Here is a 23,205-nt window from a genome sequence, read left to right as displayed (position 1 = left end):
CAGATAAACGCCATCGGCAGTTTTCGCCGAAGTCCGGAGCAAGGCCCGTCCCCCGCCTATCCCGGACACTTGCGGCAGCCTATCCCCCCTCTCCGGGCTGCCGCATCGTTTCGAGTAAAGGCCGCCGTGGTTCCCCTCCACCACGGCGGCATTTTTTTGCCTTTGGACAGGAAGCTGTGGCCCAACGGTCGCGGGCTTTCCGTTTCGCCGCATGGGCCCTAGATTCGCCGCCAGAATCGAAAGGCCCGCCAGATGTCCGCAGTTTCCCCTGTTCTCGACCGCCTAGACAAGAACTTCGACCAGAGCCTGGAACGCCTGTTCGGCCTGCTCGCCATCAAGTCGATCTCCACCGATCCGGACTACGCCGCCGACTGCCGCAAGGCCGCCGAATGGCTGGTCGCCGAGCTCAAGCTGATCGGCTTCGACGCCAGCGTGCGCGACACGCCGGGGCATCCGATGGTGGTCGCGCATCACGACGGGCCGGCGGGCGCGCCGCATCTGCTGTTTTACGGCCATTACGACGTCCAGCCGGTCGATCCGATCGAGCTGTGGGAAAGCGACCCGTTCGCGCCGGCGGTCAAGGAGATCGAGCCCGGCCACAAGGTGATCACCGGCCGCGGCGCGGCCGACGACAAGGGCCAGCTGATGACCTTCGTCGAGGCCTGCCGCGCGTGGAAGCAGGTGCATGGCGGATTGCCGTGCCGAATCACAATCCTGTTCGAGGGCGAGGAGGAGTCCGGATCGCCGTCGCTGAAGCCGTTTCTCGAGGCGAACGCGGATGAGCTCAAGGCCGATTTCGCGCTGGTCTGCGACACCGGCATGTGGGACCGCGATACGCCGTCGATCTGCGTCTCGCTGCGCGGTCTGGTCGGCGAGGAGATCACGGTGAGCGCCGCCGACCGCGACCTGCATTCCGGGCTCTATGGCGGTGCGGCAGCCAATCCGATCCGCATCCTGGCAAAGATCCTGGCCGACATCCACGATGCGGATGGTCACGTCACCATTCCAGGTTTTTATGACGGCGTCGAGGAAACGCCGTCGCAGATATTGCAGTCGTGGCTGTCGCTCGGCGAGACGGCCGAGACCTTCCTCGGCCCGATTGGCCTGTCGATTCCGTCCGGCGAAAAGGGCCGCTCGGTGCTCGAGCTCACCTGGGCGCGACCGACGGCCGAGTTCAACGGCATTATCGGCGGCTATACCGGCAAGGGCTTCAAGACGGTGATCGCCGCGCAAGCCTCGGCAAAAGTCTCCTTCCGCCTGGTCCACAAACAGGATCCGGAAAAAATCCGCGCCGCCTTCCAGGCATTTGCCAGGCAGCGCGTGCCAGCGGACTGCTCGGTCGAATTTCATCCGCATGGCGGCTCGCCGGCAATCCAGCTTTCCTACGACTCGCCCTTCCTCGCCAAGGCCAAGCAGGCGCTGTCCGACGAATGGCCGAAGCCAGCGGTGGTGACCGGCAGCGGCGGCTCGATCCCGGTGGTCGGCGATTTCCAGACCTATCTCGGCATGGAATCGCTGCTGGTCGGTTTCGGTCTCGACGACGACCGCATCCACTCGCCGAACGAGAAGTACGAGATGAGCTCCTTCCACAAGGGCCAGCGCTCCTGGGCGCGCATTCTCGAGGCGCTGACACGCTGAAATTGCGCCAGACTCAAGTTTTTGTTGATTTTTCGCCGGATCGCGGCAAGGACGGGCATGGTCTGTCGCGCATCGCTGCAGGGGGCCGCGACCGGAGAAGACGATGAGCGACATACGTTTCCACAAAAACGATCTGCCAGGCCTGCTGCATTACGATGTCGGGGCGGTCGCCATCGACACCGAGACGCTGGGGCTGAACCCGCATCGCGACCGGCTCTGCGTCGTGCAGATCTCGCCTGGCGACGGCTCGGCCGACGTCATCCAGATCGCGCCCGGCCAGAAGAAGGCGCCGAACCTCGTCAGCCTGCTCAAGAACCGCAGCATCACCAAGCTCTTCCATTACGGCCGCTTCGACCTTGCCGTGCTCTACAATGCCTTCGGCGTCATGCCGGAGCCGGTGTTCTGCACCAAGATCGCGTCGCGGCTGACGCGCACCTACACCGACCGGCACGGGCTGAAGGACATCTGCTTCGAGCTTCTCGGGATCGGCCTGTCGAAGGCGCAGCAATCATCGGACTGGGCAGCCGAGACGCTGTCGCCCGAGCAACTCGAATATGCCGCCTCCGACGTGCTCTATTTGCACCGGCTGCGCGACGTACTGAGCGCGCGTCTGGCGCGCGACAACCGGACCAGGGAGGCCGATGCCTGCTTCCGCTTCCTGCCGACGCGTGCGAAACTCGACCTGATGGGCTGGGATGAGGAGGATATCTTCGCCCACAGCTAATGGCCTTCATGATAATTCTACTCCGGCGGCCATCTGGCGCAGTTTTCTCCGCTTCCGGTGCTCACGGACCCAAATGTCCGCTGCGCTCCGGTTCTCGAAAACCACGCCATATGTCTCGCCGGAGCGAATTCTCCTAAAGGCCATCGGCCAGGAACCAGACGCTTGTCCCGGCGTTCCGTTCGCTTCACCGGGAGAAATGAAAATGGCTGCCCGAAAATCAATCGAAACGGCACCGAAGGACGGCTCCAAGGTCACCGTCTACTGGCAGGACAGCGACGGCGTGATGAACGAGAGCATCGCGCAATACCGTTCGCTCGACCGGCTGAAGGCGGCAGGCGGCGACTGGGACGAAAGCGATGCCGGCTGGTGGGCCTATACGGACGGCCATACGCAAAGGAAGATCGAGCCAATCAGCTGGCGGCCGGCCTCCGACGATGCGGATGCCGACGACTGAGGGTTGTCGCAACCGCCGAACTGAAGTGATTATTCTGAGGCAAAGCATATTTTGTTCTTGCTTTGTGCCGGCAGCTATGCTACTAATTTCGCTATGGTGCTCATTGGCTCCAACGACCTGCCCGCCGAGGCGGGTTTTTCATTTCCGGCTTTTGGCGCTGTCGCGGGCCGCAGCCGTTCGGCAAGCGACTGAATACAGTTTATCTCGATTTTTCCCGACTTAACCCGCCTTTAAACCGCCGCATCTAGTCTTCAACCCCAACGCCATAGGCATGGGGAAGACAGCACAGCGCATGGCGAACCGGAAAGACAGCCGCATCGAGCCCAGCTTCGAGGCATCGCCGGGGGCGAGATCCTCGGCCGGTTTTTCGGTAAGCGAGGAGGACCGCGTCGTGCCGAGCAACCGAAAAGCCGCTGCAAAGCGCAAATCGTCCAAGGCCAAGCCGCCGCGCGGCGGGCGCGGCAAAAGCCGGCGCGGCGTGTTCGGCGTGCTTGCCCGGCTGTTCTACTGGTGCTTCGTGCTGGCCATCTGGGGCGGTATCGCCACTGCCGGCATCGTCGTCTATTACGGCGCGAAAATGCCGGCGGCCACCACCTGGGCCATTCCCGATCGCGCCCCCAACATCAAGATCGTCTCGGTCGACGGCCAGCTGCTTGGCAATCGCGGCATGAGCGGCGGCGAGGCCGTCGGCCTGCACGAGATGTCGCCCTACATTCCCGAAGCCGTCATCGCCATCGAAGACCGTCGCTTCTATTCGCATTTCGGCATCGACCCGATCGGCCTGTCCCGGGCCATGGTGACCAATGTGCTCGGCGGGCATTTTTCGCAGGGCGGCTCGACGCTGACCCAGCAGCTGGCCAAGAACCTGTTCCTGACGCCGGACCGCACGCTGGAACGCAAGGTGCAGGAAGTGCTTTTGGCGCTGTGGCTGGAGCACAAGCATACGAAGGACCAGATCCTCGAAATGTACCTCAATCGGGTTTATTTCGGCTCTGGCGCCTATGGTGTCGAAGCGGCCTCGCGCCGCTATTTTGGCAAGAGCGCGCGTGAAGTCACGCTGTCGGAGGCCGCCCTTCTCGCCGGCCTGCTCAAGGCGCCGTCGCGGCTGTCGCCGGCGCGCGACCCGAAGGCGGCCGAGCAGCGCTCGCAGCTGGTGCTCGCCGCGATGCGCGACGAGGGCAAGATCAGCGCCAAGGAGCAGACCACGGCAATGAGCGCGCCGGCGACGCGTTCGCCGTCCTACTGGACCGGCTCGGAAAACTATGTCGCCGATACGATCATGGAAGAACTGCCCGACCTGATCGGCGACGTGCGCCGCGATATCGTCGTCGACACGACCGTCGATCTGACGCTGCAGAAGCTCGCCGAGCAATCGATCCGCCGGCTGATCGACCAGAGCGGCAAAAAACTCAATGTCAGCCAGGGCGCGCTGGTGTCGATCGACAATTCCGGCGCGGTGCGCGCGATGGTCGGCGGTTACGACTATTCGACCAGCCAGTTCGACCGCGCCTCGGAAGCGCGCCGGCAGCCGGGCTCGGCGTTCAAGCCGTTCGTCTATATGGCGGCGCTGGAATCCGGCCGTACGCCGGACAGCGTGCGCAACGACGCGCCGATCAAGATCGGCAACTGGACGCCAGACAATTACGGCGGCAAATATTTCGGCAAGGTGACGCTGGCGACGGCGCTGGCAAAATCGCTGAACTCGGTGGCCGCGCAGCTGACCATGGAAGTCGGGCCGAATGCGGTGGTCGAGGCGGCGCACCGCATGGGCATCCAGTCCGAGCTGACGGCCAACACATCGATCGCGCTCGGCACCTCGGAAGTGACGCCGCTGGAACTGACCTCGGCCTATGTTCCCTTCGCCAATGGCGGTTATAAGCCCGACATCCATTTCATCCGCCGGGTCACGACGAGCGACGGCAAGGTGCTCTACGAAAACAATGGCGGCGGTGCGCCGCGGGTCGTCAAGCCCGATGTCGTCGGCATGATGAACTCGATGATGACCGGCACGGTCGAGATCGGCACGGCCAGGAAGGCGGCGTTCGCCTGGCCGGCGGCCGGCAAGACCGGCACCAGCCAGAATTCGCGCGATGCCTGGTTCATCGGCTATACCGCCAATCTGACCACCGGCGTCTGGTTCGGCAACGATGACGGCAGCGCGATGAAGAAGGTCACCGGCGGCGCGCTGCCGGCGCAGGCCTGGCATGAGTTCATGGTCGCCGCGCATGAGGGCGTGCCGGTGCGGCCGCTGCCCGGAACCTGGAAGTCGACGCCGCCCGACACCATCGTCCCGGACGACATACCGTCCGACACGGCGCCGCCGGCGCCGGTCGCTTCCGTCGGCCAATCGGCGCCGCCTGCAGCAGCCACCCAGTCGCCTTCGCGTCCCGTGCGTTCTGCCGAGACAGTCGATGCCGGCGGCCTGGCCATGCCGGGCGTCGACAGCGCCACCGGATCGATCAAGCATCCGGTGCCGCCCGGCAATGTCGGCGGCCCGGTCAACAAGCGGCAGACGTCGATCCTGGACATCCTGACAGGCGGCTGAACAACAGGCCCCCTCGCCACCGCTGCCGCGTTCCGCTACATCTCCCGTTTGGAGACCGCGAATGGCAGAGACCGACACCAGAAAGACCATTGTGCTGACCGGCGCCAGCCGTGGCATCGGCCACGCCACTGTCAAGCGCTTTTCACGCGAAGGCTGGCGCGTCATCACTTGCTCGCGCCAGGCCTTTGCCGAGGACTGCCCGTGGCCGGCCGGACCGGAAGACCACATCAAGGTCGATCTGGCCGACCAGGAGGATGTCGGCATCGCCATCTCGGAAATCCGCCACCGGCTCGAGGCGCATGGCGGCCAGCTGCATGCGCTGGTCAACAATGCCGGCATCTCGCCCAAGCTCAAGGACGGCAACAGCCGCATGAACTCGATCGACACGCCGATGCATGTCTGGCGCGACGTCTTCCAGGTGAATTTCTTCGCGCCGATCATGCTGGCGCGGGGACTGTTCAAGGAGCTGGCGTCGGCCAAAGGTTCGATCGTTAACGTCACGTCGATCGCCGGCACCCGCGTGCACCCTTTCGCCGGCACCGCCTATGCGACGTCGAAGGCGGCACTCGGCTCGCTGACCCGCGAGATGGCGCATGATTTCGGCCCCCACGGCATTCGCGTCAACGCCATTGCGCCGGGCGAGATCGACACCGCGATCCTGTCGCCGGGTACGGAAAAAATCGTCGAGACCATCCCGCTGAGAAGATTGGGCACCACGGCAGAAGTCGCCGACATCATCTTCTTCCTGTGCTCGCAGCAGGCGTCCTACGTGACCGGCTCGGAAATACACATCAATGGCGGCCAGCACGTTTGAGCGGCTGAGTTTTATCAATCGTCGGCGCTGCCCCTCATCGCCCTGCCGGGACCTTCTCCCGCATAGTGACGAGAGAAGGGAATTTCGGCGCTGGCATTGCCTTCTCCCCCTTTGTTCACGGGTACCGAAATTCACTTTCCGATCGAGCCATCGGAGGATGCAGAACTCGATATTCGATGTGATCGTGGCTCGTGTTTGATCACTTGGAGGCCGCTTCTAGAAAGGCGGCCTCATCGATAAGACCGGTTCCGGCGACTTCCTGTTGAACAATAAGTTCCTCCAGCCGCCCGGATCTTAAAGCTTCTGAAAGTGACAAGTGGGCTTCATTCATGGCGCACATCGCCTCTTCTTCTGGCCCTAAAGAGGGGTTAGGATACGTTATGCCGAAGGCAGATTCAAACGTGGTGATTTCCGCCTTTACGGAGGAACAAGTCGTGCGCCTGACGGGGGTCAGCCGCCGACAACTCCGCTATTGGGCTACAGATAAGTTCTTCATTCCAAGCATTAAAATGGAAGACGACAGTCTTGCGGAGCTCCGCCTCTATGGGTTCCGTGACCTGCTCTGTCTGAAAATTATCAATTCCATCCGCAACGAATCGAAGGTGTCGTTTCCTGAGCTACGGAAGGCAAAGGAAAGGCTGGCCCACCTAGGGGCCGACATGTGGGCAAAGACGACGCTATATGTCCACCGCAAGAAAATCGTTTTCGATAACCCCGAGACGGGTCAAAAAGAAGAGACGTCGACAGGCCAAGGAGTCCTGGAGATACCTCTTCAAGTCGTGGCTGGTAAGATGGAAGACGCTGTGCGTGCTATGCGACAGCGTGATGCCCAAACTGTCGGGAAGATTGATCAGAAGCGCGGTGTCGCTCAAAATCAGCCTGTGATCGCGGGGACGAGAATCCCGGTAAGACACATACAATCCTTTCACAAGGCGGGATATTCTTTTGAAGATATACAGAAGCAGTATCCGAGCCTAAATATCGGAGACATTGCGGCGGCTATAAATTTTAAAGAAGTGGCGTGAAGGGAAAAAAACCAACTCTAGTAGTTCTTCTTGACGAGGGGACACCAGTTCTCTCGGCGTCGCCATTTTTGGACCGCGGCTATCAAATTATCTATCATGGCGATGTTTTGGAAAGTGGCGCCAAGGACGAACTGGTTGCCAGCACAGCTATCCTCAATAGTGCTGCACTTATTGCCGTCGATTTAGATATGAAGAGGCTAGTGAAACGGTTCGGCTCTCCGGGCAATAACCCGCGATTTGCGAAGCTTGACTTGATTTTCGTCGGCTGCGATCCAGTGATGACCGCGAAAAGGCTCGGCCATGCGATGTCATTCATAGAGAACGAATGGTCCGTTCGCTGCGAGAAGGCCGCTAGGCGACTTTGGGTCAGTATCGATAACCACCGGTTAACAAGTTATCGGTAGCCACCAAGCGCGTTGATAATGACTGGTTGGATGGACGGGACCTGAACCCACAACCTACCGATTAGCGTCGGGCGCGCTATCCGGCTGAGCTACCGGCCCCGACCGTGTTCAAGCTATGTACCTCAAGGAGATATTCCCATATCGCCGAGAGGTCATGGCTAACCCCCGGAAGTGGAAGGTTCCGCCGCGTTCGGTTCGTTGGCAGTCGCAGGCATCGGCGACACGACATGTCCGATCACCACTTCGACAATCCCACGGGCGATCTCGCGTTCGCCCATGATGACGGTGTCGGCACCAAGGTTTTTGAGGTGCTCGACCTCGGCATCGGAATGGGCGCGGGCGATGATTTCGATTGCCGGATTGGCGGCGCGGGCGCGCAGCACGACCTGCCCGGCCTCGAAGGCGTTGGGAATGGCCAGGATCAGCCGCTTCGCGCCCGCGGGATTGGATGCGGCGAACACGTCGCCACTCGCCGCGTTGCCGGGTACGGTTTCGACGCCTTCGGCCTTGAGTTTCGCCAACGTCTTGTCGGCATCCTCGATGACGAGGAAGGGCAGGGCGGCCTGCTTCAGCGATGTACCGACAAGGCTGCCGACGCGGCCGTAGCCGATCAGGATGGTGTGGCCGGTCAGCCTCGTCCTGGGCGGTGGGCCATCCTCGTTAGCAGGCGCCGCGACCGAAGCCACCTGGCCGGGCTCGGTCGCCGGGCCGATCGGCCTTGCTTCGCCGGACGGCGCCGTCCTGCCGGCGCGTGCTTCCAGCCAGGGTTTCAGCCGGTCGACGGCAAGAAACATCAGCGGATTGAGGACGATCGACAGGATGGCGCCGGCGAGGATGAGGTCGCGGCCTTGTTCGGGCAGCAGTTTCAGCCCGACGCCGAGTTCAGCCAGGATGAACGAGAATTCGCCGATCTGGGCTAGGCTTGCCGAAATCATCAATGCGGTTGCGACCGGATAGCGGAAGACGACGACGATGACGAAGGCTGCCAGCGACTTGCCGACAACGATGATGGCCAGCGTCGCCAGGATCGGCCAGCCATTGCTGATCACGCTGAACGGGTCGAACAGCATACCGACCGAAACGAAGAACAGCACGGAAAAGGCGTCGCGCAGCGGCAGCGATTCCTCGGCCGCCCGGTGGCTGAGCTCGGATTCGCTCATGATCATGCCGGCGAAGAAAGCGCCGAGAGCCAGCGACACGCCGAACAGCTTGGCCGCGCCGAAGGCGACGCCAAGCGCAATCGCAAGCACCGCCAACCGGAACAGTTCGCGCGATCCGGTATGGGCGACGTAGTGCAGGATCCAGGGGATAAGCCGGCGGCCGACCACCAGCATGACCAAGACAAAGGCCGCGGCCTTGGCTAGTGTGATGGCGACGACGCCCCAGACGCCGTAGCTCGCCGGCAGCGACAGCAGACCGCGGGAGTGCACCTCCACCTGCTCTTGGCCGCCGAGCACGCCGGCCAATGCCGGCAAAAGCACCAGCGCCAGCACCATCGCCAGATCCTCGACGATCAGCCAGCCGACGGCGATGCGGCCGCGCTCGGTCTCGATCAGCCGCCGCTCCTGCAGGGCGCGCAACAGCACCACGGTCGAGGCCACGGAAAGCGCCAGGCCGAAGACCAGTCCCGCGCCCATCGACCAGCCGAGCATCCAGGCAAGGCCGGCGCCGAGGGCTGTCGCGAAGCCGATCTGCACAATGGCGCCGGGCACGGCGATGGCGCGGACCGACAACAGGTCCTTCAGCGAGAAATGCAGGCCGACGCCGAACATCAGCAGGATGACGCCGATCTCGGCAAGTTCATTGGCGAGGCCGGCATCGGCGACGAAACCCGGCGTGTTCGGTCCAACCAGAACGCCGGCGATGAGATAGCCTACCAGCGGCGGCACGCGAAAACGGTTGGCAAGTGCGCCGAAGACGAAAGCCAGCCCCAGACCGGCGACGATGGTGGCGATAAGGGGCGTGTCATGCGGCATTGTCTATGGAGCGCCTTCAGGAATCGCGATGTCGGACATGCGCCGTCCAAAAGCCGCCGCCGTGGCAGTATGGAGGCTGCGACAGTCGCGAGACAACCCCGCATTCCTCATGAAATCGATGACAAAGCAGCAAAAGACGGAGAGCCGGCAAGCGTTGCCACCCGGCGCGGCCTGCTCCAAGCAGGCGCTTGCTACGGAAACGAAAGTTGCGCGCCGCCGATGCCGATCAGGTCGCCTGCAACAGGTTCTCGATATCGGGTATGCTGTGGTTGGTCAGCGTCTTTGGAATTTCGGCCGTTATCTTATCGGTGACCTCCTTGTGCAGTTTCCTGCGCATGTCGCCCAGCACCGGCGGCGGCGCGATCAGCACGATCTCCTTGAAGCTGCCGCGATGCGCGAGCTTGTAGAGCCTGTCGGCAATCTCTTCGGCAAAACGCTCCTTGCCGAGACGGTGCCAGTCGGTGTCCTCGACCGCACTGCGGTGGACGGAAGGGCCGTCGCTGTAGCGGCCGGGGCGGTCCGTGCCTTGTTCTCGGGTTGCCGGATTTTCCTGCTCCATCTCGTGCACGACCTGAAGGTCGGGATATTGGACGTCTCCACGGTTCTCGAGGAACAGCGCCTTTTCGCCATCTGCCACCACGATCCACAGTCCGCGTTTCAGTCTGACGTTGCTCATGGGGCGCTCCTTTTTTGATTTTTCGAACCCATCGCCGGGCCTTTGCCGCAGAGGTGTGACCGGGCCTGGGTCCATAGGGCAAACGCGTGCCGAGGCGGGAATGTTCCAGCACTCGGACCCGGTGCTCCGACTGCGGTCGGCGAGGGTGCGGGGCTGCCGTCGATCGCTCGGTCAGCATCCGGCGGCTTAATCTACTAAATTGATAGAATTTAGAAAAATCTGTTTTGTGGTTAGCTCCTCCGGCCGCTAGAAAGGCAGCGGATCAAGGGCTGCAACAGCAGCTTCAATCTGCTCCGCATTTGAACGTGGAATATTTTTCTCTTGGCCTTCATGCTTGCAGAAAAGAGATTGCCTGCTACGAAGCGATGCGCGAGTGGGTGCCTTCTGGTTTTTCGCGCCCCCGCGTAGAACTGACAAACGGTTCCAGGATTCCGCTCGTCATGCCGCAAGCCACGCCCAAGCTCAATGCCTTTCCCGTCTTCATGCGGGTCGAGGGCGAAGCCATAGCCATCGTCGGCGGCGCAGAGGAAGCGCTGGCCAAGGCGCGGCTGCTCGCGCAGTCGAGCGCTGTGCTGCGCATCGTCAGCGATGAAACAAGCCCGGAGCTGCTGGCCTTTATCGCCGAGACGGGGGCCGCCCACATCGCCGACGCCTATGATGCAGCACATCTCAATGGTGCGGTGATGGTGTTTGCCGCCAGCGGCGACGAGGCGCTCGATCGCCGCGTTGCCGGGGATGCGCGCCGGCTGGGCATTCCGGTCAATGCCGTCGACCGGCCGGAGCTATGCGATTTCTTCACGCCGGCACTGGTCAACCGCGCGCCGGTCGCCATTGCCATCGGCACGGAAGGTGCCGGCCCGGTGCTGGCGCAGATGCTGCGCAGCCGCATCGACCGCATGCTGTCGCCCTCACTCGGTCCGCTCGCAGCACTCGCCGCATCGTTTCGCGACACCGCCGAAAGACTGCTGCCGAAGGGCAATGCCCGCCGCCGCTTCTGGAGCGATTTCTTTGGCGGCGCGCCGGCCCGCGCTGTCGAGGCCGGCGAGCTTTCGCAGGCGCATGATGCGGCCGTCGGCCTGCTGCTTTCGAAAGAACCGGCATCGGGCCATATCGCGCTTGTAGGCGCCGGTCCAGGCGCCGAGGACCTTTTGACGCTGCGCGCCCATCGCCTGCTGATGGAAGCCGACGTGATCGTCCATGACGCGCTGGTGCCGGAGGCGATCGTCGCCATGGGCCGCCGCGATGCCGAGCGCCTGCCGGTCGGCAAGCGCAAGGGCTGCCATTCCAAGAGCCAGGCCGAGATCAATGCGCTGCTGGTCGAGCTTGGCCACGCCGGCAAGCGCGTCGTGCGGCTGAAGTCCGGCGACCCGCTGGTGTTCGGCCGGGCCGGCGAGGAGATGGCGGCACTTCGCGATGCCGGCGTCGCCTACGAAGTGGTTCCGGGCGTCACCGCAGCCTTCGCCGCCGCCGCCGATTTCGAACTGCCGCTGACGCTGCGCGGCGTGTCGTCGTCGATGGTGTTCACCACCGGCCATGACCTCAAGGGAAATTCGCTGCCAGATTGGGCAAAGCTCGCTATTTCCGGCGCGACGGTCGCCGTCTATATGGGCCGCTCGGTCGCTGCAGAGGTCGCCGGCCGGCTGATCGAAGCCGGCCTGTCGCCGGATACGGCCGTCGCCGTGGTCGAGAATGCCAGCCTTGCCAACCGCCGCCGTTTCCACGGCACGCTCGCCGACCTGCCGTCGCTGGAGGCGCGTGCCGACCTCAGCGGCCCGGTGATGACCATCATCGGCGACGCCGTCGCCGGCGCCAATTTCGAACGGTCCGAGCCACTGGCGGCACACAGGCAGGAAAGCGTGGCCCGTGCTGCCGCGCAAGGAGTGAACCAATGAAAGTCCTGACCGCGAACCGCCTCGCCGACGGCATAGCCGTCTGGTACGCCAATGGCGGCTGGGCCGAGACCATCGACGATGCCGACATCGCCCATGACAAGGCGGCCGAGGACCGGCTGGAGGCGATCGGCGCCAAGGCCTCCGCCAACAACGAAGTGGTCGACGTCAACCTGATAGACGTGACCGTGGCCAACGGCACGGTCGAAGCGGTCCGGCTACGTGAAAAGATCCGTGCCGCCGGCCCGACCACCCGCAACGACCTGGGCAAGCAGGCCCGTCCGCAAGCCGCACGCGCGGCATAGATGACACAAGCATGATCCCGATCATGCTCGAACGAAGAAAATAACGGGCGGACGCGCCCGGAAAGACCTGAATATGTACCGTTACGATGAGTTCGACCACGATTTCGTCAAGGCCCGCGTCGCCGAGTTCAGCGACCAGGTCGCGCGGCGCCTTGCCGGCGAGATCACCGAGGACCAGTTCCGGCCGCTGCGGCTGATGAACGGCGTCTATCTGCAGCTGCATGCCTATATGCTGCGCATCGCGGTGCCCTACGGCACGCTGAACAGCAAGCAGCTGCGCATGCTCGGCCACATCGCCCGCAAATACGACAAAGGTTACGGCCATTTCACGACGCGCCAGAACATCCAGTTCAACTGGCCGGCGCTGTCGGACATCCCGGCGATCCTGGCGGATCTGGCAAGCGTCGAGATGCACGCCATCCAGACCAGCGGCAATTGCATTCGCAACGTCACCGCCGACCATTTCGCCGGCGCCGCCGCTGACGAGGTTGCCGATCCGCGCCCCTATGCCGAAATCCTGCGGCAATGGTCCTCGGTGCATCCGGAATTCTCGTTCCTGCCGCGAAAATTCAAGATCGCGGTGACCGGCGCGGAGCGCGACCGCGCCGCCATCCAGACGCACGACATCGGCCTGCACCTGAAGAAGAACGCTGCCGGCGAGCTCGGTTTCGCCGTCTATGTCGGCGGCGGCCAGGGCCGCACGCCGATGGTCGCCAAGAAGATCCGCGACTTCCTGCCCGAAGCGGATCTGTTGTCCTACTGCACGGCGATCCTGCGCGTTTACAACCTCTATGGCCGGCGCGACAACAAGTTCAAGGCGCGCATCAAGATCCTGGTCCATGAGACCGGCGTCGAGGAGATCACCCGCCAGGTCGAGGCCGAATGGCAGGAGTTGAAGGACGCCGAGCTGAGGCTGCCGGAAGAAGACATCCGCGCCATCGATGCCTATTTCGCGCCGCCTCCGCTTGTCGACCGGCCGGAAGGCGACGAGGCGGTCAAGCTTGCCCGCCTCGACTCCAAGAGCTTTTCCGAATGGCTGGACCAGAATGTGGTCACCCATCGCCATCCCGACTACGCGGCGGTGACCATCTCGCTCAAGGGCATTGGCGAGACGCCGGGCGATGCCTCCGACAGCCAGATGGAAGCGGTCGCCGACATTGCCGAAAAATATTCATTCGACGAGCTGCGCGTCAGCCACGAACAGAACCTGATCCTGCCGCATGTCGCGCGGGCCGACCTCAAGGCGGTCTATGACGCGCTTGTCGATATCGGGCTGGCGACGGCCAATTCCAACCTGATCAGCGACATCATCTCCTGCCCCGGCCTCGACTATTGCGCGCTGGCAACGGCGCGTTCCATTCCCGTGGCGCAGGAAATCTCGCGGCGCTTTGCTTCGCTGGAGCGCCAGCGCGACATCGGCGAATTGAAGCTGAAGATTTCCGGCTGCATCAATGCCTGCGGCCATCACCATGTCGGCCATATCGGCATCCTCGGGGTCGAGAAGAAAGGCGCCGAGCTCTATCAGGTGACGCTCGGCGGCTCGGCCGACGAGAACACCTCGGTCGGCGAGATCATCGGCCGCGGCTTCAGTTCGGAAGAGATCACCGACGCCATCGAGCAGATCGTCGAGACCTATCTCGGGCTTCGGCTGGACAGAAACGAAAGATTCATCGACGCCTACCGCCGAGTCGGTCCCGCGCCGTTCAAGGAGGCGCTCTATGCTGGCGAAGCCAAGGCCGCTTGACCGGATCGTCGACGTCGAGGCCGGCATCGCCGCCCAAGCGGCGGGTCTCGACGCGCTCTACGGCCATCTGAAGCCGCTGGAGATCATCGAGCGGTCGACCCGGGAGTTCTTTCACGGCGAAATCGCCGCCGTCTCCTCCTTCGGCGCGGATTCGGCGGTGCTGCTGCACATGATCGCCGAGATCGACCGCACGCTGCCGGTGATCTTTCTCGACACCGGCAAGCATTTCGAGGAGACGCTCGGCTATCGTGACGCGCTGGCCGCCGATTTCGGGCTGAGCGATATCCGGGTGATCAGGCCCGACGATGCGGCGCTGGCAAGGATCGACCCGACCGGCAATCTGAACGAGACCGACACCGACGCCTGCTGCGACGTCCGCAAGGTCGAGCCGCTGGCGCGCGGCGTCGAGCCGTTCCGCGCCTGGTTCACCGGCCGCAAGCGCTTCCAGGCGGCGACCCGGGCAGCGCTGCCGGTGTTCGAGGCGGTCGGCTCGCGCATCCGCATCAATCCGCTGGCCCACTGGACGACATCGGACCAGGCCGGCTACATGCGCGCGCATGCGCTGCGTGAAAACCCGCTGGTCGCCTATGGCTATCTGTCGATCGGCTGTTTCCCATGCACGCAGCCGGTGCAACCGGGCGACGATGCGCGCAGCGGCCGCTGGGCCGGGCACGCCAAGACCGAATGCGGCATCCACTTGTCGGGGCTGGAAAGGTCGCTGACCGACGCATCACTTTAGGGTATGTTGATGTTCAAGTGATGCCGGCCTGACCTGAATCTCAACACACCCTGAGGTGTTTTGCACTTTAGAACCTTGTGGACTTGGAAATTTTCTTGATGAGCGACTTGATAGCCGAAAACGCCATGCGGCTGTGGACACCGGATGGGTTCCGCGAGGACGAGTGGGTTCATGCCGAAAGTGCCGAGGCGCTGGTCGGCAATGGCCGTTTCATCCTGCCGTTGCAAGCGTTTCTCGGCCTCGATCCGGAGGTGCGGCGGTCGGCGAAGGAGCGCATCGGTGTGCTGCTGCAGCCCGGCGATCAGCTCGAAAAGATCGCAGGCCTGCTCGATCAGCTGTCGCTGGTGGCGCTGGCATTTCCGGCGTTCAATGACGGCCGCTCGTTCTCCAAGGGCGAATTGCTGCGCAGCCGTTATCATTTTGGAGGCGCTATGCGCGCCACCGGGCAGGTGCTGATTGATCAGCTGCCGCATATGTTGCGCCTCGGCTTCGATGAATTCGAGATATCGCACCCAGTGCTGCTGAAGCGGCTCGAGCAAGGCCGCACAGGCGGACTGCCGCTGTCCTACCAGCCGGCGGTGAAGCCGGAGGCCAAAGGCCCGAAATATTCCTGGCGGCGGGTGCGCGCCGGCTGATCTGCTCCAGGGGACCAGAAGCCCTATCTGGTCGGACCACATTCCCGATTCAGCCTTTTATTTTGCGCCACTCCGCTTTAGGATAGGCCATTATTTCGCGATCCGAATAAATGTGGCCACAAGGGAGGAACCGGGTATGGCTGGCAAGAAGATATTGATGCTCGTTGGCGAGTTCAGCGAGGAGTACGAGATTTTCGTCTTTGAACAGGCCATGCATGCGGTGGGCCACACCGTCCATGTCGTTTGCCCCGACAAGAAGGCCGGCGATATCCTGAAGACCTCGCTGCACGACTTCGAGGGCCACCAGACCTATACGGAAAAGCTCGGCCACGACTACATCCTCAACAAGACGTTTTCTGAGGTCAATCCGGCCGACTACGATGCCGTCTACGCGGCGGGCGGGCGCGGGCCGGAATATATCCGCATCGACAAGCGCGTGCAGGCGCTGGTGCGGCATTTCCATGAGACGGGAAAACCGATCTTCACCATCTGCCACGGCGTGCAGATCCTGATCGCGGTCGACGGCGTGGTGCGCGGCCGCGAAGTCGCGGCGCTGCAATATTGCGAGCCGGAAGTCACGCTGGCCGGCGGCATCTATATCGATGTTACGCCGACCGGCGCCCATGTCGACGGCAATCTGGTGTCGGCCAAGGGCTGGCCGGGCCTTGCCGCGTTCATGCGCGAATGTCTGAAAGTGCTGGGCACCGAGATCCGCCAGGGCGAGATCCTGATGCGCGACCAGCGCCAGGCGGCTTAAGCTCGGAATGTGGAGCCCGCCGCACCCCTAACGCATGTCGCGCAAAAGTGTTCAGCGGTTTTGCGATAACGGCATGCGTAAACAACAACCTAAAGCGCGTCGCATGAGGCCGGTCGAGCGCGACGCGCTTTAGATGCGGCGGTGCGTCTACACGGCCATCCGCGCTTCGCGGAACGATACCAGCTTGCTGCGGCTCTCGTCCCACAGCGCCAGCTTGACGCAGCGCAGGCTGTCGAGGAGTGTGACGCGGCCGATCTCACGCAGCTCCGGATAGTCCCTCAGCACTTCCGGAAGCCGGTAGCATGGCACCTTGGCCGAGAGGTGGTGCACGTGGTGGACGCCGATATTGCCGGTGATCCAGTTCAGCACCGCCGGCAGGTCGTAATAGGACGAACCGTGCAGGGCAGCGTGCTGGAATTCCCACTCGGAGTCCTTTGTCCACTCCGTCTCCTCGAACTGGTGCTGGACATAGAACAGCCAGATGCCGGCCGATCCGGCGAGGATGACGATCGGCAAATGCACGACCAGAAACGCGCCGGGGCCAACGAACCAGATGAGCAGCGCGGCGATGACCGCGATGGCGAGGTTGGTGGACATCGACGACACCCAAGGGGTGAGGCCACCCCGCATCATGCCCAAGGGCAGTCTCTGCTCGAAAATGAAAATCCAGATCGGGCCAAGGCCGAACATCACCAGCGGATGGCGATAGAGGCGATAGGCGAGCCGGCCCCGCCACGACAGTTGCCGGTATTCGGCGACCGTCAGTGTCTTGATGTCGCCGGTGCCGCGCTCGTCGAGGTTGCCGGCGCTGGCGTGATGGGTTGCGTGGGCGCGGCGCCAGCAATCGTAGGGCGTCAGCGTCAGCACGCCAAGCACGCGGCCGATCCAGTCGTCGGCATAGCGATTGGCAAAAAAGGAACCGTGGCCGCAATCGTGCTGGATCATGAAGATACGCACCAGAAAGCCGGCTGCCGGAAGGATGAGGACCAGACCCCACCAATGGCCATAGGCATAGGCGGCCGAGGACAGTGCCCACAGCGTGGCGAAGGGAATGAGGGTGATCGCGAGTTCGACGGCGCTGCGACGCCTGTCGGGCTTTTTATAGCGCGACAGGATTTTCAACCAGGCGCGCTTGCTGTTTGCCACAGCTTCGGGGGAAATCATGTTCATCATGAAACATAGGCGGAGCAGGGCGCTGCCGCAAGGCGGCGATCACGCAAAGTTACTGCGGGTAAATGTCGCGCGATGGCGAGGAATTGGTGGCCGCAGTCGCCGGGCGCACGGCCTGCAATGGTGTCTACCGACGGCGCCCGCCTGCGACCACCTTGGCTTCGACGCCGTCCAGGCGGTCGAGCAATTCCTTCAGACGGTCGGGAATATCGGACTCCGTGCGGAAGGCCGGCAAGGTGCGCAGAAAGCGCTTGGTCGCCTCGGTGCCGAGCTGGCGCCGGATATCGCCGGCGAGCCCGTCGCGTTTTTCGCCATTCCTGCGGGGCATCATCCAAAATCCTGTGTCGGCTTCGAAACTCTTCCAAGGGAGGAATGGTTCCCGCATTGTAGCATGCTGGCAAGCAAAGCCGTCGGGTACGGTAAAGTTTGAATTAAAATCGAAAGGTCTGCCCCGTCCGCCATCAAGCAGCGACAGCGGCTGCAGTATCGCTTGCCCCTTGATTTTTGGCCGCTAAACCTCGATATCGGGCGCAAATCCACACCATTTGAAAATGACGGGAAACGGCGATGAGCGACCAGGCAAAAGACGAACGCGCGCCCGATGAAGCCGAGAAGACCGAGGCTGCCGCGGAGCCAAGGGAAGGTGGCGTCGACGGCGACTATGAAGCGCTTGTGCGGCTTCTGAAGGAAAACGAAGAGCTGAAGGATCGCGCGCTGCGCGTCGCGGCCGACATGGAGAACTTGCGTCGCCGCACCGCCCGCGACGTCCACGACGCGCGCGCCTATGCGGTTGCCAATTTTGCCCGCGACATGCTTTCGGTGTCAGACAATCTGCGCCGTGCGCTGGATGCCATCCCGGAGGAGGCCAAGGCTTCGGGCGATGCCGGCTTCAAGGCGCTGATCGACGGCGTCGAGATCACCGAGCGCGCCATGCTGTCGGCGCTGGAACGCCACGGCGTGAAGAAGCTCGAGCCCGAGGGCGAGAAATTCGATCCGAATTTCCACCAGGCGATGTTCGAGGTGCCCAATCCCGACGTACCGGCCAACACGGTCGTGCAGGTCGTGCAGCCCGGCTATTCGATCGGCGAGCGTGTTCTGCGGCCGGCCATGGTCGGCGTCGCCAAGGGCGGCCCCAAGCATGTCGCGAGCGAAGCGCCGGTCGAGCCGGGGCCGGTCAACGAGCAGGCTGAGAAAGATGCGTGAATGGTGAATGGTCAATAGTGAATGGTTAGTAGTGAGTAGCCAATTGCTGCTCCAGCAGTCAGTGCTATGTTCTATTCACTATTCACTATTCACTATTCACGCCGCAAACCGCTGCGCTTCTCCGCCATAATAATTGACGTAGCGGGCGCCGATCTCCTTGACCGGCATCACCACGAACACGTCGACCGTCGAGAATTCACGGTCGATGACGCAGCCGTCGCCGATGCGCGCGCCGACGCGCAGATAGCCCTTGACCAGCGGCGGCATCGCGGCGATCGCCGCCTTGGTATTGACGGCCTCGATCGGCATCAGATCCATCGAACAATAGCGCCCGGCGACGGCACGCACGTCCCAGGATGAATTCGTCCGGCAGTGGTGGGCAAGGTAGGTCAGCGCCTCTGCATGTGCCGCCGGCACGGTGCCGTGGAAGGACGCGCAGCCGGTCATCACGCCAATGCCGTAATGATTGATATAGGCCCAGATGCCTTGCCACAGCGCCTCGATGGTGCGCTTCGAGCGGTATTCGGGCAGAACACAGGAGCGGCCGAGCTCGAGGAAGCGCTGGCCAGGATGCCGCGCGATCAGCTTGGTCAGTTCGAATTCGCCTTCGGAATAGAAGCCGCCGGCGGCCGCGGCAATCTCCTGCCGCAGCAGGCGGTAGGTGCCGACGATGCGGCGATGCTCAGGGCCGGAAAGCGAAGTATCGAAGACCAGCAGATGATCGCAGAGGGGATCGAAGCGATCGGCATCGCGGCGGTCCTGCATCTGGAACAGGTCCTTCCTGGCACCAAGCTCGTCGTAGAACACCCGGTAGCGCACTTCCTGCGCGGCAGCGATCTCGGCCTCGTTGCGGGCGAGCCGCACTTCGAGATTGCCGATGCGGCCGAGCGATGCGCCTTTTATGACGGCATCGGCGTTCCGGCCGACGAGCAAAGGCCCGCTGGCGTTCGGCCGAGCATCACATTCCGGCATGACTGTATGCACGAGTGATTCTCCTTCGAGCCATCCCTCTTGGCACGGGGATACGGTGTAGGTGCAACAGGATTGTGACAGTACCGTGATACGGCTCTGCGGGCAATACTTCGTCGGCTGGGTAATCTATCAACCGTCTATGTTGTGCCTCAGGCGGCCGCTTGCCCTTCGACCGCATGAACCAGGGCATCGGGGTCGAGCGGCTTGGTGACGAAGCCGCTGGCACCGTGAGCGAGCACGGCGTGGCGGGTCTTTTCCTGGCTGTCGGCCGACAGCACCATGATCGGGACCGGCGGCACCGCGGTCTCCTCCTCATGGCGGCGGATGGCGGCGATGGCGTCCAGGCCGTCCATGACAGGCATATGCAAGTCCATCAGCACCACATCGTAACGGTGCTTGTGGCCGGTGCTGATGACCGCCTCGACGGCGGCCTTGCCGTTGCCGACCACTTTCACGCGATGCCCGGCCTTCAGCAGCGTGGCGCGGGCCAGCATGGCGTTGATGTCGTTGTCCTCGGCGATCAGCACCGACAGGCCCTGCTGGCGGGCGCCAATGGCGTGCCCCGCCTGCGCGCCGCGCTTTTGCAGTTGCGGCTCGGCGACGACCGGTGCGTGGCTGGTCAAAAGCACGCGCAGCAATGTCTCGCCGCGCACCGGCCTCGCAAGGAAGGTGGCGTAACCATTGGCACGGAACTCGCCAAGCATGCCACGGTCGGTCGGTGCGATCAGCGTCACTGCCTCGCAATCGGCAAATCCGCTCTGGCGCAGGCGCCCGAGCAGCCTGCCGTCGCTTTGCTCCATGGCAGCATCGATCAGCAGCACGTCGCAGCTCTCGGCGAAAGGGGTGGCCTGGGCGGCGGCGGTGGCCAGATCGACCGTGCCGCCATTGGCGCGAATGGTGCGGGCGAGGGCTTCGGCCTCGACCAGGTTCTTCGACACGATCACCGCATGCCGGCCCGACAGCGCGTCCTGGCGGATCTGCGGCGCCTCGACGGCGGAAATAGCGGGAATCTCGAAGACGAATTCGGACCCCTGGCCAAGCCGGCTCGACACAGAGATAGTGCCGCCCATGGCGGTCACAAGGCGCTTGGAAATGGCGAGACCGAGGCCGGCACCGCCATGCGCACGGGTCGAGGTGCCGTCAGCCTGTTCGAAGTCCTCGAATATGCGCTCCATGTCCTCCTCGCGCAGACCGGGGCCGGTGTCGGTGATGGTGAAGCGGATGCGGTCGGTGGTTTCGGTGCGGACGCGGGCGATGCTTGCCAGGACGCCGCCGCTGTCGGTGAACTTGACGGCGTTGCCGATGAGATTGAGCAGCACCTGCCTGACCCTGCCGGGGTCGGCGGTGATCAGCTGCGGCACGTCGGGTTCGACATGACAGCCGAGGCCGATATCCTTGGCAAAAGCCCGCGCCGCCAAAAGCTCGATGACATTGTCGGCGATCTCGCGCACCGACATCGGCTGCGGTTCGGGATCGAAGCGGCCGGCCTCGATCTTGGAGTAGTCGAGCAGGTCCTCGATCAGCGCCAGCAGCGCGCTGGCCGAGGTCGAGATGGCGCCGACATAGGTCCGCTGCTCGGGCGAAAGGCTGGTGTCGGCGAGAAGCCGGGCCATGCCCATGATGCCGTTCATCGGCGTGCGGATCTCGTGGCTGACGGTGGCGAGGAAGCGCGATTTGGCCTGGCTCGCATATTCGGCCCGCTCGCGGGCGGTGATCAGCGAGGATTCGGCGCGCTTGCGAGCGGTGATGTCGCGGGCGATGGCGCGATGCGAAACGGCGCCGCTGTCCTTGTCGCGCACCGACAGCTCGATCCAAGAGAACCAGCGTGGGCCGTCCGGCGTGCGAATGGCGACGTCGGTGGAACTCAGGCATTCATGGTCGGAAAACGCGGCGTCGGGGACGATGCCGACATCGATGCCTAGTTCGGCCAGGGTCTTGCCGGCAAGGTCGCGCTGGTCGGTCTCGACAAGGTCGGCGAAAACCTTGTTGGCGTAGACAATGTGGCCGTCGCGGTCACGATGGACGACGAGATCGCCGAGTGCATCGATCAGCCCGCGAAAGCGCTCCTCGCTCTCCTGCATCTCCCACATGCGGTCGGCCAGCGTCTCGATTTCGGCGCGGCTGCGGGCGGTCGTGGCATCGAGCAGGGCCACCGCGCGGCGCTCGGTGCGCCTGTTGCGCAGATGCATGGCGAGCCCGGCGATGGCTGTCGCCAAAAGGCCGATGGTGATGAAGACCGGCGCCCCGGTCAGATGCGAAAAGCCTGCCAGCACGACGATGGCGACGAGCGTCAGGAAGGGCAGGCCTTCGCGGTTGGAGGCCGGCAGTTCCGGCGCCAGCGGTGGCGCGGCGACAGGCTGCCGTCCTGGCGCCGCGGGGGCCGTCCCGTCGGCCCGTTCGGCTGGTTCCGCCTCTCTGATGCCGGGTTCCGCAATCATACGGAAATCCTGCCAGACAGAGCTTATCGAAGGTTGTGGTTGATCGCTCGAATTTTAGCGGTCGCGCTCTTTTTTGTCCCTTGGGGGCTCACATATCCACCACCACGCGGCCGCGGATCTTACCCTCGACGATGTCATGCGCGGCGCCGATGATGCCGTCGAAGCCGATGCTCGTCGACAGGCTGGCAAGCTTTGCGTGGTCGAGATCGGCGCCGATGCGGCGCCAGGCCTCGAGGCGGACCGCCTTCGGCGCCATCACCGAATCGATGCCGAGCAGCGAGACGCCGCGCAGGATGAAGGGGGCGACGCTTGCCGGCAGGTCCATGCCGCCGGCGAGGCCGCAAGCGGCGACGGCGCCGCCATAGGAGGTCATCGACAGAACGTTGGCCAGCGTGTGACTGCCGACCGCATCGACGCCGCCGGCCCAGCGTTCCTTGGCGAGCGGTTTTGCCGGCTGGGTGAGCTCGTCGCGTGAAATCACTTCCGCGGCGCCGAGGTCGATCAGATAGGGGCTTTCGGCAGCGCGGCCGGTCGAGGCGATGACGTGATAGCCGAGGCTGGACAGGATCGAGACCGCGACCGAGCCGACGCCACCGGCAGCGCCGGTCACCACCACCGGGCCGCGATCGGGCACGATGCCGTGGCGCTCCAGCGCGATGACGCAAAGCATGGCGGTGTAGCCGGCGGTGCCGACCGCCATCGCATCATGCGGGCTCATGCCGTCCGGCAGCGGCACCAGCCAGTCGCCCTTGACGCGGGCGCGTCCGGCATAGGCGCCGAAATGCGTCTCGCCGACGCCCCAGCCGTTCAATATGACCTTGTCACCCTTGCGCCAGCCAGGATCGGAAGACGAGATGACGGTGCCGGCGAAATCGATGCCCGGCACCAGCGGCCAGCGGCGGATCACCGGCGCCTTGCCGGTAATTGCAAGACCGTCCTTGTAGTTCACCGTCGTCGCCTCGACCGCGACGGTGACGTCGCCCTCCATCAGGTCTGCCTCGGTAAGCTCGGTCACCGCGACCGACTGGTTTTTCTCGGCGTCGCGCGAAACGAGGATGGCTTTGAAGGTTTCGGGCATTTTTTCTCCTCGGGCTTGC

The 23,205-nt window shown here is 63.5% G+C and carries 22 protein-coding genes; 14 read left to right on the top strand and 8 right to left on the bottom strand.

Going from position 1 to position 23,205, the window contains the following annotated elements; genetic code table 11:
- Window positions 1–252: 252 nt before the first annotated feature.
- The 5 genes from NKI59_RS06465 to NKI59_RS06445 all read left to right on the top strand — a co-directional run bounded on the left by NKI59_RS06465 (window position 253) and on the right by NKI59_RS06445 (window position 6,175).
- Window positions 253–1,638 carry a M20/M25/M40 family metallo-hydrolase gene (locus NKI59_RS06465; protein WP_352703071.1) on the top strand — a complete coding sequence of 462 codons (1,386 nt, stop codon included), beginning with the start codon at window positions 253–255 and terminating at the stop codon, window positions 1,636–1,638.
- 103 nt (window positions 1,639–1,741) lie between these two features.
- Window positions 1,742–2,362, top strand: a complete 621-nt coding sequence (locus NKI59_RS06460; protein ID WP_254816792.1) for a ribonuclease D — start codon at window positions 1,742–1,744, stop codon at window positions 2,360–2,362.
- A gap of 202 nt (window positions 2,363–2,564) precedes the next feature.
- Window positions 2,565–2,816, top strand: a complete 252-nt coding sequence (locus NKI59_RS06455) for a hypothetical protein (RefSeq protein WP_352469413.1) — start codon at window positions 2,565–2,567, stop codon at window positions 2,814–2,816.
- 292 nt (window positions 2,817–3,108) lie between these two features.
- Window positions 3,109–5,361 (top strand): transglycosylase domain-containing protein, encoded by a 2,253-nt coding sequence (locus tag NKI59_RS06450; RefSeq protein WP_352703068.1) that lies wholly within the window; start codon window positions 3,109–3,111, stop codon window positions 5,359–5,361.
- Window positions 5,362–5,422: 61 nt separating this feature from the next.
- Entirely contained in the window at window positions 5,423–6,175 is a 753-nt protein-coding gene (locus NKI59_RS06445) for an SDR family NAD(P)-dependent oxidoreductase (protein ID WP_023675240.1), read from the top strand.
- A gap of 199 nt (window positions 6,176–6,374) precedes the next feature.
- On the opposite strand, the gene NKI59_RS06440 is transcribed toward NKI59_RS06445, so the two are convergent.
- Window positions 6,375–6,506: a hypothetical protein gene (locus tag NKI59_RS06440; RefSeq protein WP_352703066.1), complete on the bottom strand. Its 132-nt coding sequence runs from the start codon at window positions 6,504–6,506 to the stop codon at window positions 6,375–6,377.
- Between NKI59_RS06440 and NKI59_RS06435 the strand changes: the two genes are divergently transcribed.
- Entirely contained in the window at window positions 6,505–7,200 is a 696-nt protein-coding gene (locus NKI59_RS06435) for a DUF433 domain-containing protein (protein WP_352703064.1), read from the top strand. The genes NKI59_RS06440 and NKI59_RS06435 overlap by 2 nt on opposite strands.
- Window positions 7,197–7,604, top strand: a complete 408-nt coding sequence (locus NKI59_RS06430) for a hypothetical protein (protein WP_352703063.1) — start codon at window positions 7,197–7,199, stop codon at window positions 7,602–7,604. Before NKI59_RS06435 ends, NKI59_RS06430 begins: the two co-directional genes overlap by 4 nt.
- A 158-nt stretch (window positions 7,605–7,762) precedes the next feature.
- Here the strand turns inward: NKI59_RS06430 and NKI59_RS06425 are convergent, their stop codons facing one another.
- Together NKI59_RS06425 and NKI59_RS06420 are read right to left on the bottom strand one after the other, a co-directional pair.
- The gene (locus NKI59_RS06425) at window positions 7,763–9,580 is read right to left on the bottom strand and encodes a cation:proton antiporter domain-containing protein (RefSeq protein ID WP_352703062.1); all 1,818 of its coding nucleotides are present in this window, start codon (window positions 9,578–9,580) and stop codon (window positions 7,763–7,765) included.
- 226 nt (window positions 9,581–9,806) lie between these two features.
- Window positions 9,807–10,256, bottom strand: coding sequence for a baeRF12 domain-containing protein (locus NKI59_RS06420; RefSeq protein WP_023675241.1), 450 nt, complete (start codon window positions 10,254–10,256; stop codon window positions 9,807–9,809).
- A gap of 440 nt (window positions 10,257–10,696) precedes the next feature.
- On the opposite strand from NKI59_RS06420, the gene cysG reads away from it, so the two are divergent.
- The 6 genes from cysG to NKI59_RS06390 all read left to right on the top strand — a co-directional run bounded on the left by cysG (window position 10,697) and on the right by NKI59_RS06390 (window position 16,325).
- Entirely contained in the window at window positions 10,697–12,148 is a 1,452-nt protein-coding gene (gene cysG, locus NKI59_RS06415) for a siroheme synthase CysG (protein WP_352703060.1), read from the top strand.
- The gene (locus NKI59_RS06410; protein ID WP_352703059.1) at window positions 12,145–12,450 is read left to right on the top strand and encodes a DUF2849 domain-containing protein; all 306 of its coding nucleotides are present in this window, start codon (window positions 12,145–12,147) and stop codon (window positions 12,448–12,450) included. The genes cysG and NKI59_RS06410 overlap by 4 nt, the downstream gene beginning before the upstream one ends.
- Before the next feature lie 73 nt (window positions 12,451–12,523).
- Window positions 12,524–14,194 carry a nitrite/sulfite reductase gene (locus NKI59_RS06405; protein WP_352469418.1) on the top strand — a complete coding sequence of 557 codons (1,671 nt, stop codon included), beginning with the start codon at window positions 12,524–12,526 and terminating at the stop codon, window positions 14,192–14,194.
- Window positions 14,169–14,933 (top strand): phosphoadenylyl-sulfate reductase, encoded by a 765-nt coding sequence (locus NKI59_RS06400; RefSeq protein ID WP_352448339.1) that lies wholly within the window; start codon window positions 14,169–14,171, stop codon window positions 14,931–14,933. Before NKI59_RS06405 ends, NKI59_RS06400 begins: the two co-directional genes overlap by 26 nt.
- Window positions 14,934–15,031: 98 nt before the next feature.
- Complete coding sequence (locus tag NKI59_RS06395) at window positions 15,032–15,568, top strand: DUF934 domain-containing protein (RefSeq protein WP_352448338.1); 537 nt, start codon at window positions 15,032–15,034, stop codon at window positions 15,566–15,568.
- A 136-nt stretch (window positions 15,569–15,704) separates the two neighbouring features.
- A complete protein-coding gene (locus tag NKI59_RS06390) occupies window positions 15,705–16,325 on the top strand; it encodes a DJ-1/PfpI family protein (RefSeq protein ID WP_352703057.1) in 621 nt (206 codons plus the stop codon).
- A gap of 147 nt (window positions 16,326–16,472) precedes the next feature.
- Here NKI59_RS06390 and NKI59_RS06385 read toward each other — a convergent pair whose 3' ends face one another.
- Window positions 16,473–17,495 carry a fatty acid desaturase gene (locus NKI59_RS06385; RefSeq protein ID WP_352703055.1) on the bottom strand — a complete coding sequence of 341 codons (1,023 nt, stop codon included), beginning with the start codon at window positions 17,493–17,495 and terminating at the stop codon, window positions 16,473–16,475.
- A 127-nt stretch (window positions 17,496–17,622) separates the two neighbouring features.
- Window positions 17,623–17,826: a hypothetical protein gene (locus NKI59_RS06380; protein WP_352588355.1), complete on the bottom strand. Its 204-nt coding sequence runs from the start codon at window positions 17,824–17,826 to the stop codon at window positions 17,623–17,625.
- 236 nt (window positions 17,827–18,062) lie between these two features.
- Here NKI59_RS06380 and grpE point away from each other — a divergent pair, with 236 nt between their 5' ends.
- Entirely contained in the window at window positions 18,063–18,698 is a 636-nt protein-coding gene (gene grpE / locus NKI59_RS06375; protein WP_023675250.1) for a nucleotide exchange factor GrpE, read from the top strand.
- 96 nt (window positions 18,699–18,794) lie between these two features.
- Here grpE and olsB read toward each other — a convergent pair whose 3' ends face one another.
- From olsB to acuI, 3 genes are all read right to left on the bottom strand, one after another.
- Window positions 18,795–19,670 carry a l-ornithine N(alpha)-acyltransferase gene (gene olsB / locus NKI59_RS06370; protein ID WP_023675251.1) on the bottom strand — a complete coding sequence of 292 codons (876 nt, stop codon included), beginning with the start codon at window positions 19,668–19,670 and terminating at the stop codon, window positions 18,795–18,797.
- A gap of 149 nt (window positions 19,671–19,819) precedes the next feature.
- Window positions 19,820–22,108, bottom strand: coding sequence for a PAS domain-containing hybrid sensor histidine kinase/response regulator (locus NKI59_RS06365; RefSeq protein ID WP_352703053.1), 2,289 nt, complete (start codon window positions 22,106–22,108; stop codon window positions 19,820–19,822).
- An 88-nt stretch (window positions 22,109–22,196) separates the two neighbouring features.
- Window positions 22,197–23,186, bottom strand: a complete 990-nt coding sequence (acuI, locus tag NKI59_RS06360) for an acrylyl-CoA reductase (NADPH) (protein WP_352703050.1) — start codon at window positions 23,184–23,186, stop codon at window positions 22,197–22,199.
- Window positions 23,187–23,205: the final 19 nt, after the last annotated feature.

Origin of the sequence: Mesorhizobium sp. M0598 (assembly GCF_040320865.1) — a bacterium.
Lineage (GTDB): Bacteria > Pseudomonadota > Alphaproteobacteria > Rhizobiales > Rhizobiaceae > Mesorhizobium.
Note: the sequence above shows the minus strand (reverse complement) of the source record. Positions and strands in the feature narration are given on the sequence as shown.

Coding starts and splice junctions, on each gene's coding strand:
- cysG (WP_352703060.1), top strand. CDS start 10,697: ATGCCGCAAGCCACGCCCAAGCTCAATGCCTTTCCCGTCTTCATGCGG.
- NKI59_RS06450 (WP_352703068.1), top strand. CDS start 3,109: ATGGCGAACCGGAAAGACAGCCGCATCGAGCCCAGCTTCGAGGCATCG.
- NKI59_RS06400 (WP_352448339.1), top strand. CDS start 14,169: ATGCTGGCGAAGCCAAGGCCGCTTGACCGGATCGTCGACGTCGAGGCC.
- NKI59_RS06390 (WP_352703057.1), top strand. CDS start 15,705: ATGGCTGGCAAGAAGATATTGATGCTCGTTGGCGAGTTCAGCGAGGAG.
- NKI59_RS06380 (WP_352588355.1), bottom strand. CDS start 17,826: ATGATGCCCCGCAGGAATGGCGAAAAACGCGACGGGCTCGCCGGCGAT.
- NKI59_RS06395 (WP_352448338.1), top strand. CDS start 15,032: ATGAGCGACTTGATAGCCGAAAACGCCATGCGGCTGTGGACACCGGAT.
- NKI59_RS06420 (WP_023675241.1), bottom strand. CDS start 10,256: ATGAGCAACGTCAGACTGAAACGCGGACTGTGGATCGTGGTGGCAGAT.
- NKI59_RS06365 (WP_352703053.1), bottom strand. CDS start 22,108: ATGATTGCGGAACCCGGCATCAGAGAGGCGGAACCAGCCGAACGGGCC.
- NKI59_RS06425 (WP_352703062.1), bottom strand. CDS start 9,580: ATGCCGCATGACACGCCCCTTATCGCCACCATCGTCGCCGGTCTGGGG.
- NKI59_RS06405 (WP_352469418.1), top strand. CDS start 12,524: ATGTACCGTTACGATGAGTTCGACCACGATTTCGTCAAGGCCCGCGTC.
- NKI59_RS06465 (WP_352703071.1), top strand. CDS start 253: ATGTCCGCAGTTTCCCCTGTTCTCGACCGCCTAGACAAGAACTTCGAC.
- NKI59_RS06455 (WP_352469413.1), top strand. CDS start 2,565: ATGGCTGCCCGAAAATCAATCGAAACGGCACCGAAGGACGGCTCCAAG.
- NKI59_RS06385 (WP_352703055.1), bottom strand. CDS start 17,495: ATGAACATGATTTCCCCCGAAGCTGTGGCAAACAGCAAGCGCGCCTGG.
- NKI59_RS06435 (WP_352703064.1), top strand. CDS start 6,505: ATGGCGCACATCGCCTCTTCTTCTGGCCCTAAAGAGGGGTTAGGATAC.
- olsB (WP_023675251.1), bottom strand. CDS start 19,670: ATGCCGGAATGTGATGCTCGGCCGAACGCCAGCGGGCCTTTGCTCGTC.
- NKI59_RS06460 (WP_254816792.1), top strand. CDS start 1,742: ATGAGCGACATACGTTTCCACAAAAACGATCTGCCAGGCCTGCTGCAT.
- grpE (WP_023675250.1), top strand. CDS start 18,063: ATGAGCGACCAGGCAAAAGACGAACGCGCGCCCGATGAAGCCGAGAAG.
- acuI (WP_352703050.1), bottom strand. CDS start 23,186: ATGCCCGAAACCTTCAAAGCCATCCTCGTTTCGCGCGACGCCGAGAAA.
- NKI59_RS06445 (WP_023675240.1), top strand. CDS start 5,423: ATGGCAGAGACCGACACCAGAAAGACCATTGTGCTGACCGGCGCCAGC.
- NKI59_RS06440 (WP_352703066.1), bottom strand. CDS start 6,506: ATGAATGAAGCCCACTTGTCACTTTCAGAAGCTTTAAGATCCGGGCGG.
- NKI59_RS06410 (WP_352703059.1), top strand. CDS start 12,145: ATGAAAGTCCTGACCGCGAACCGCCTCGCCGACGGCATAGCCGTCTGG.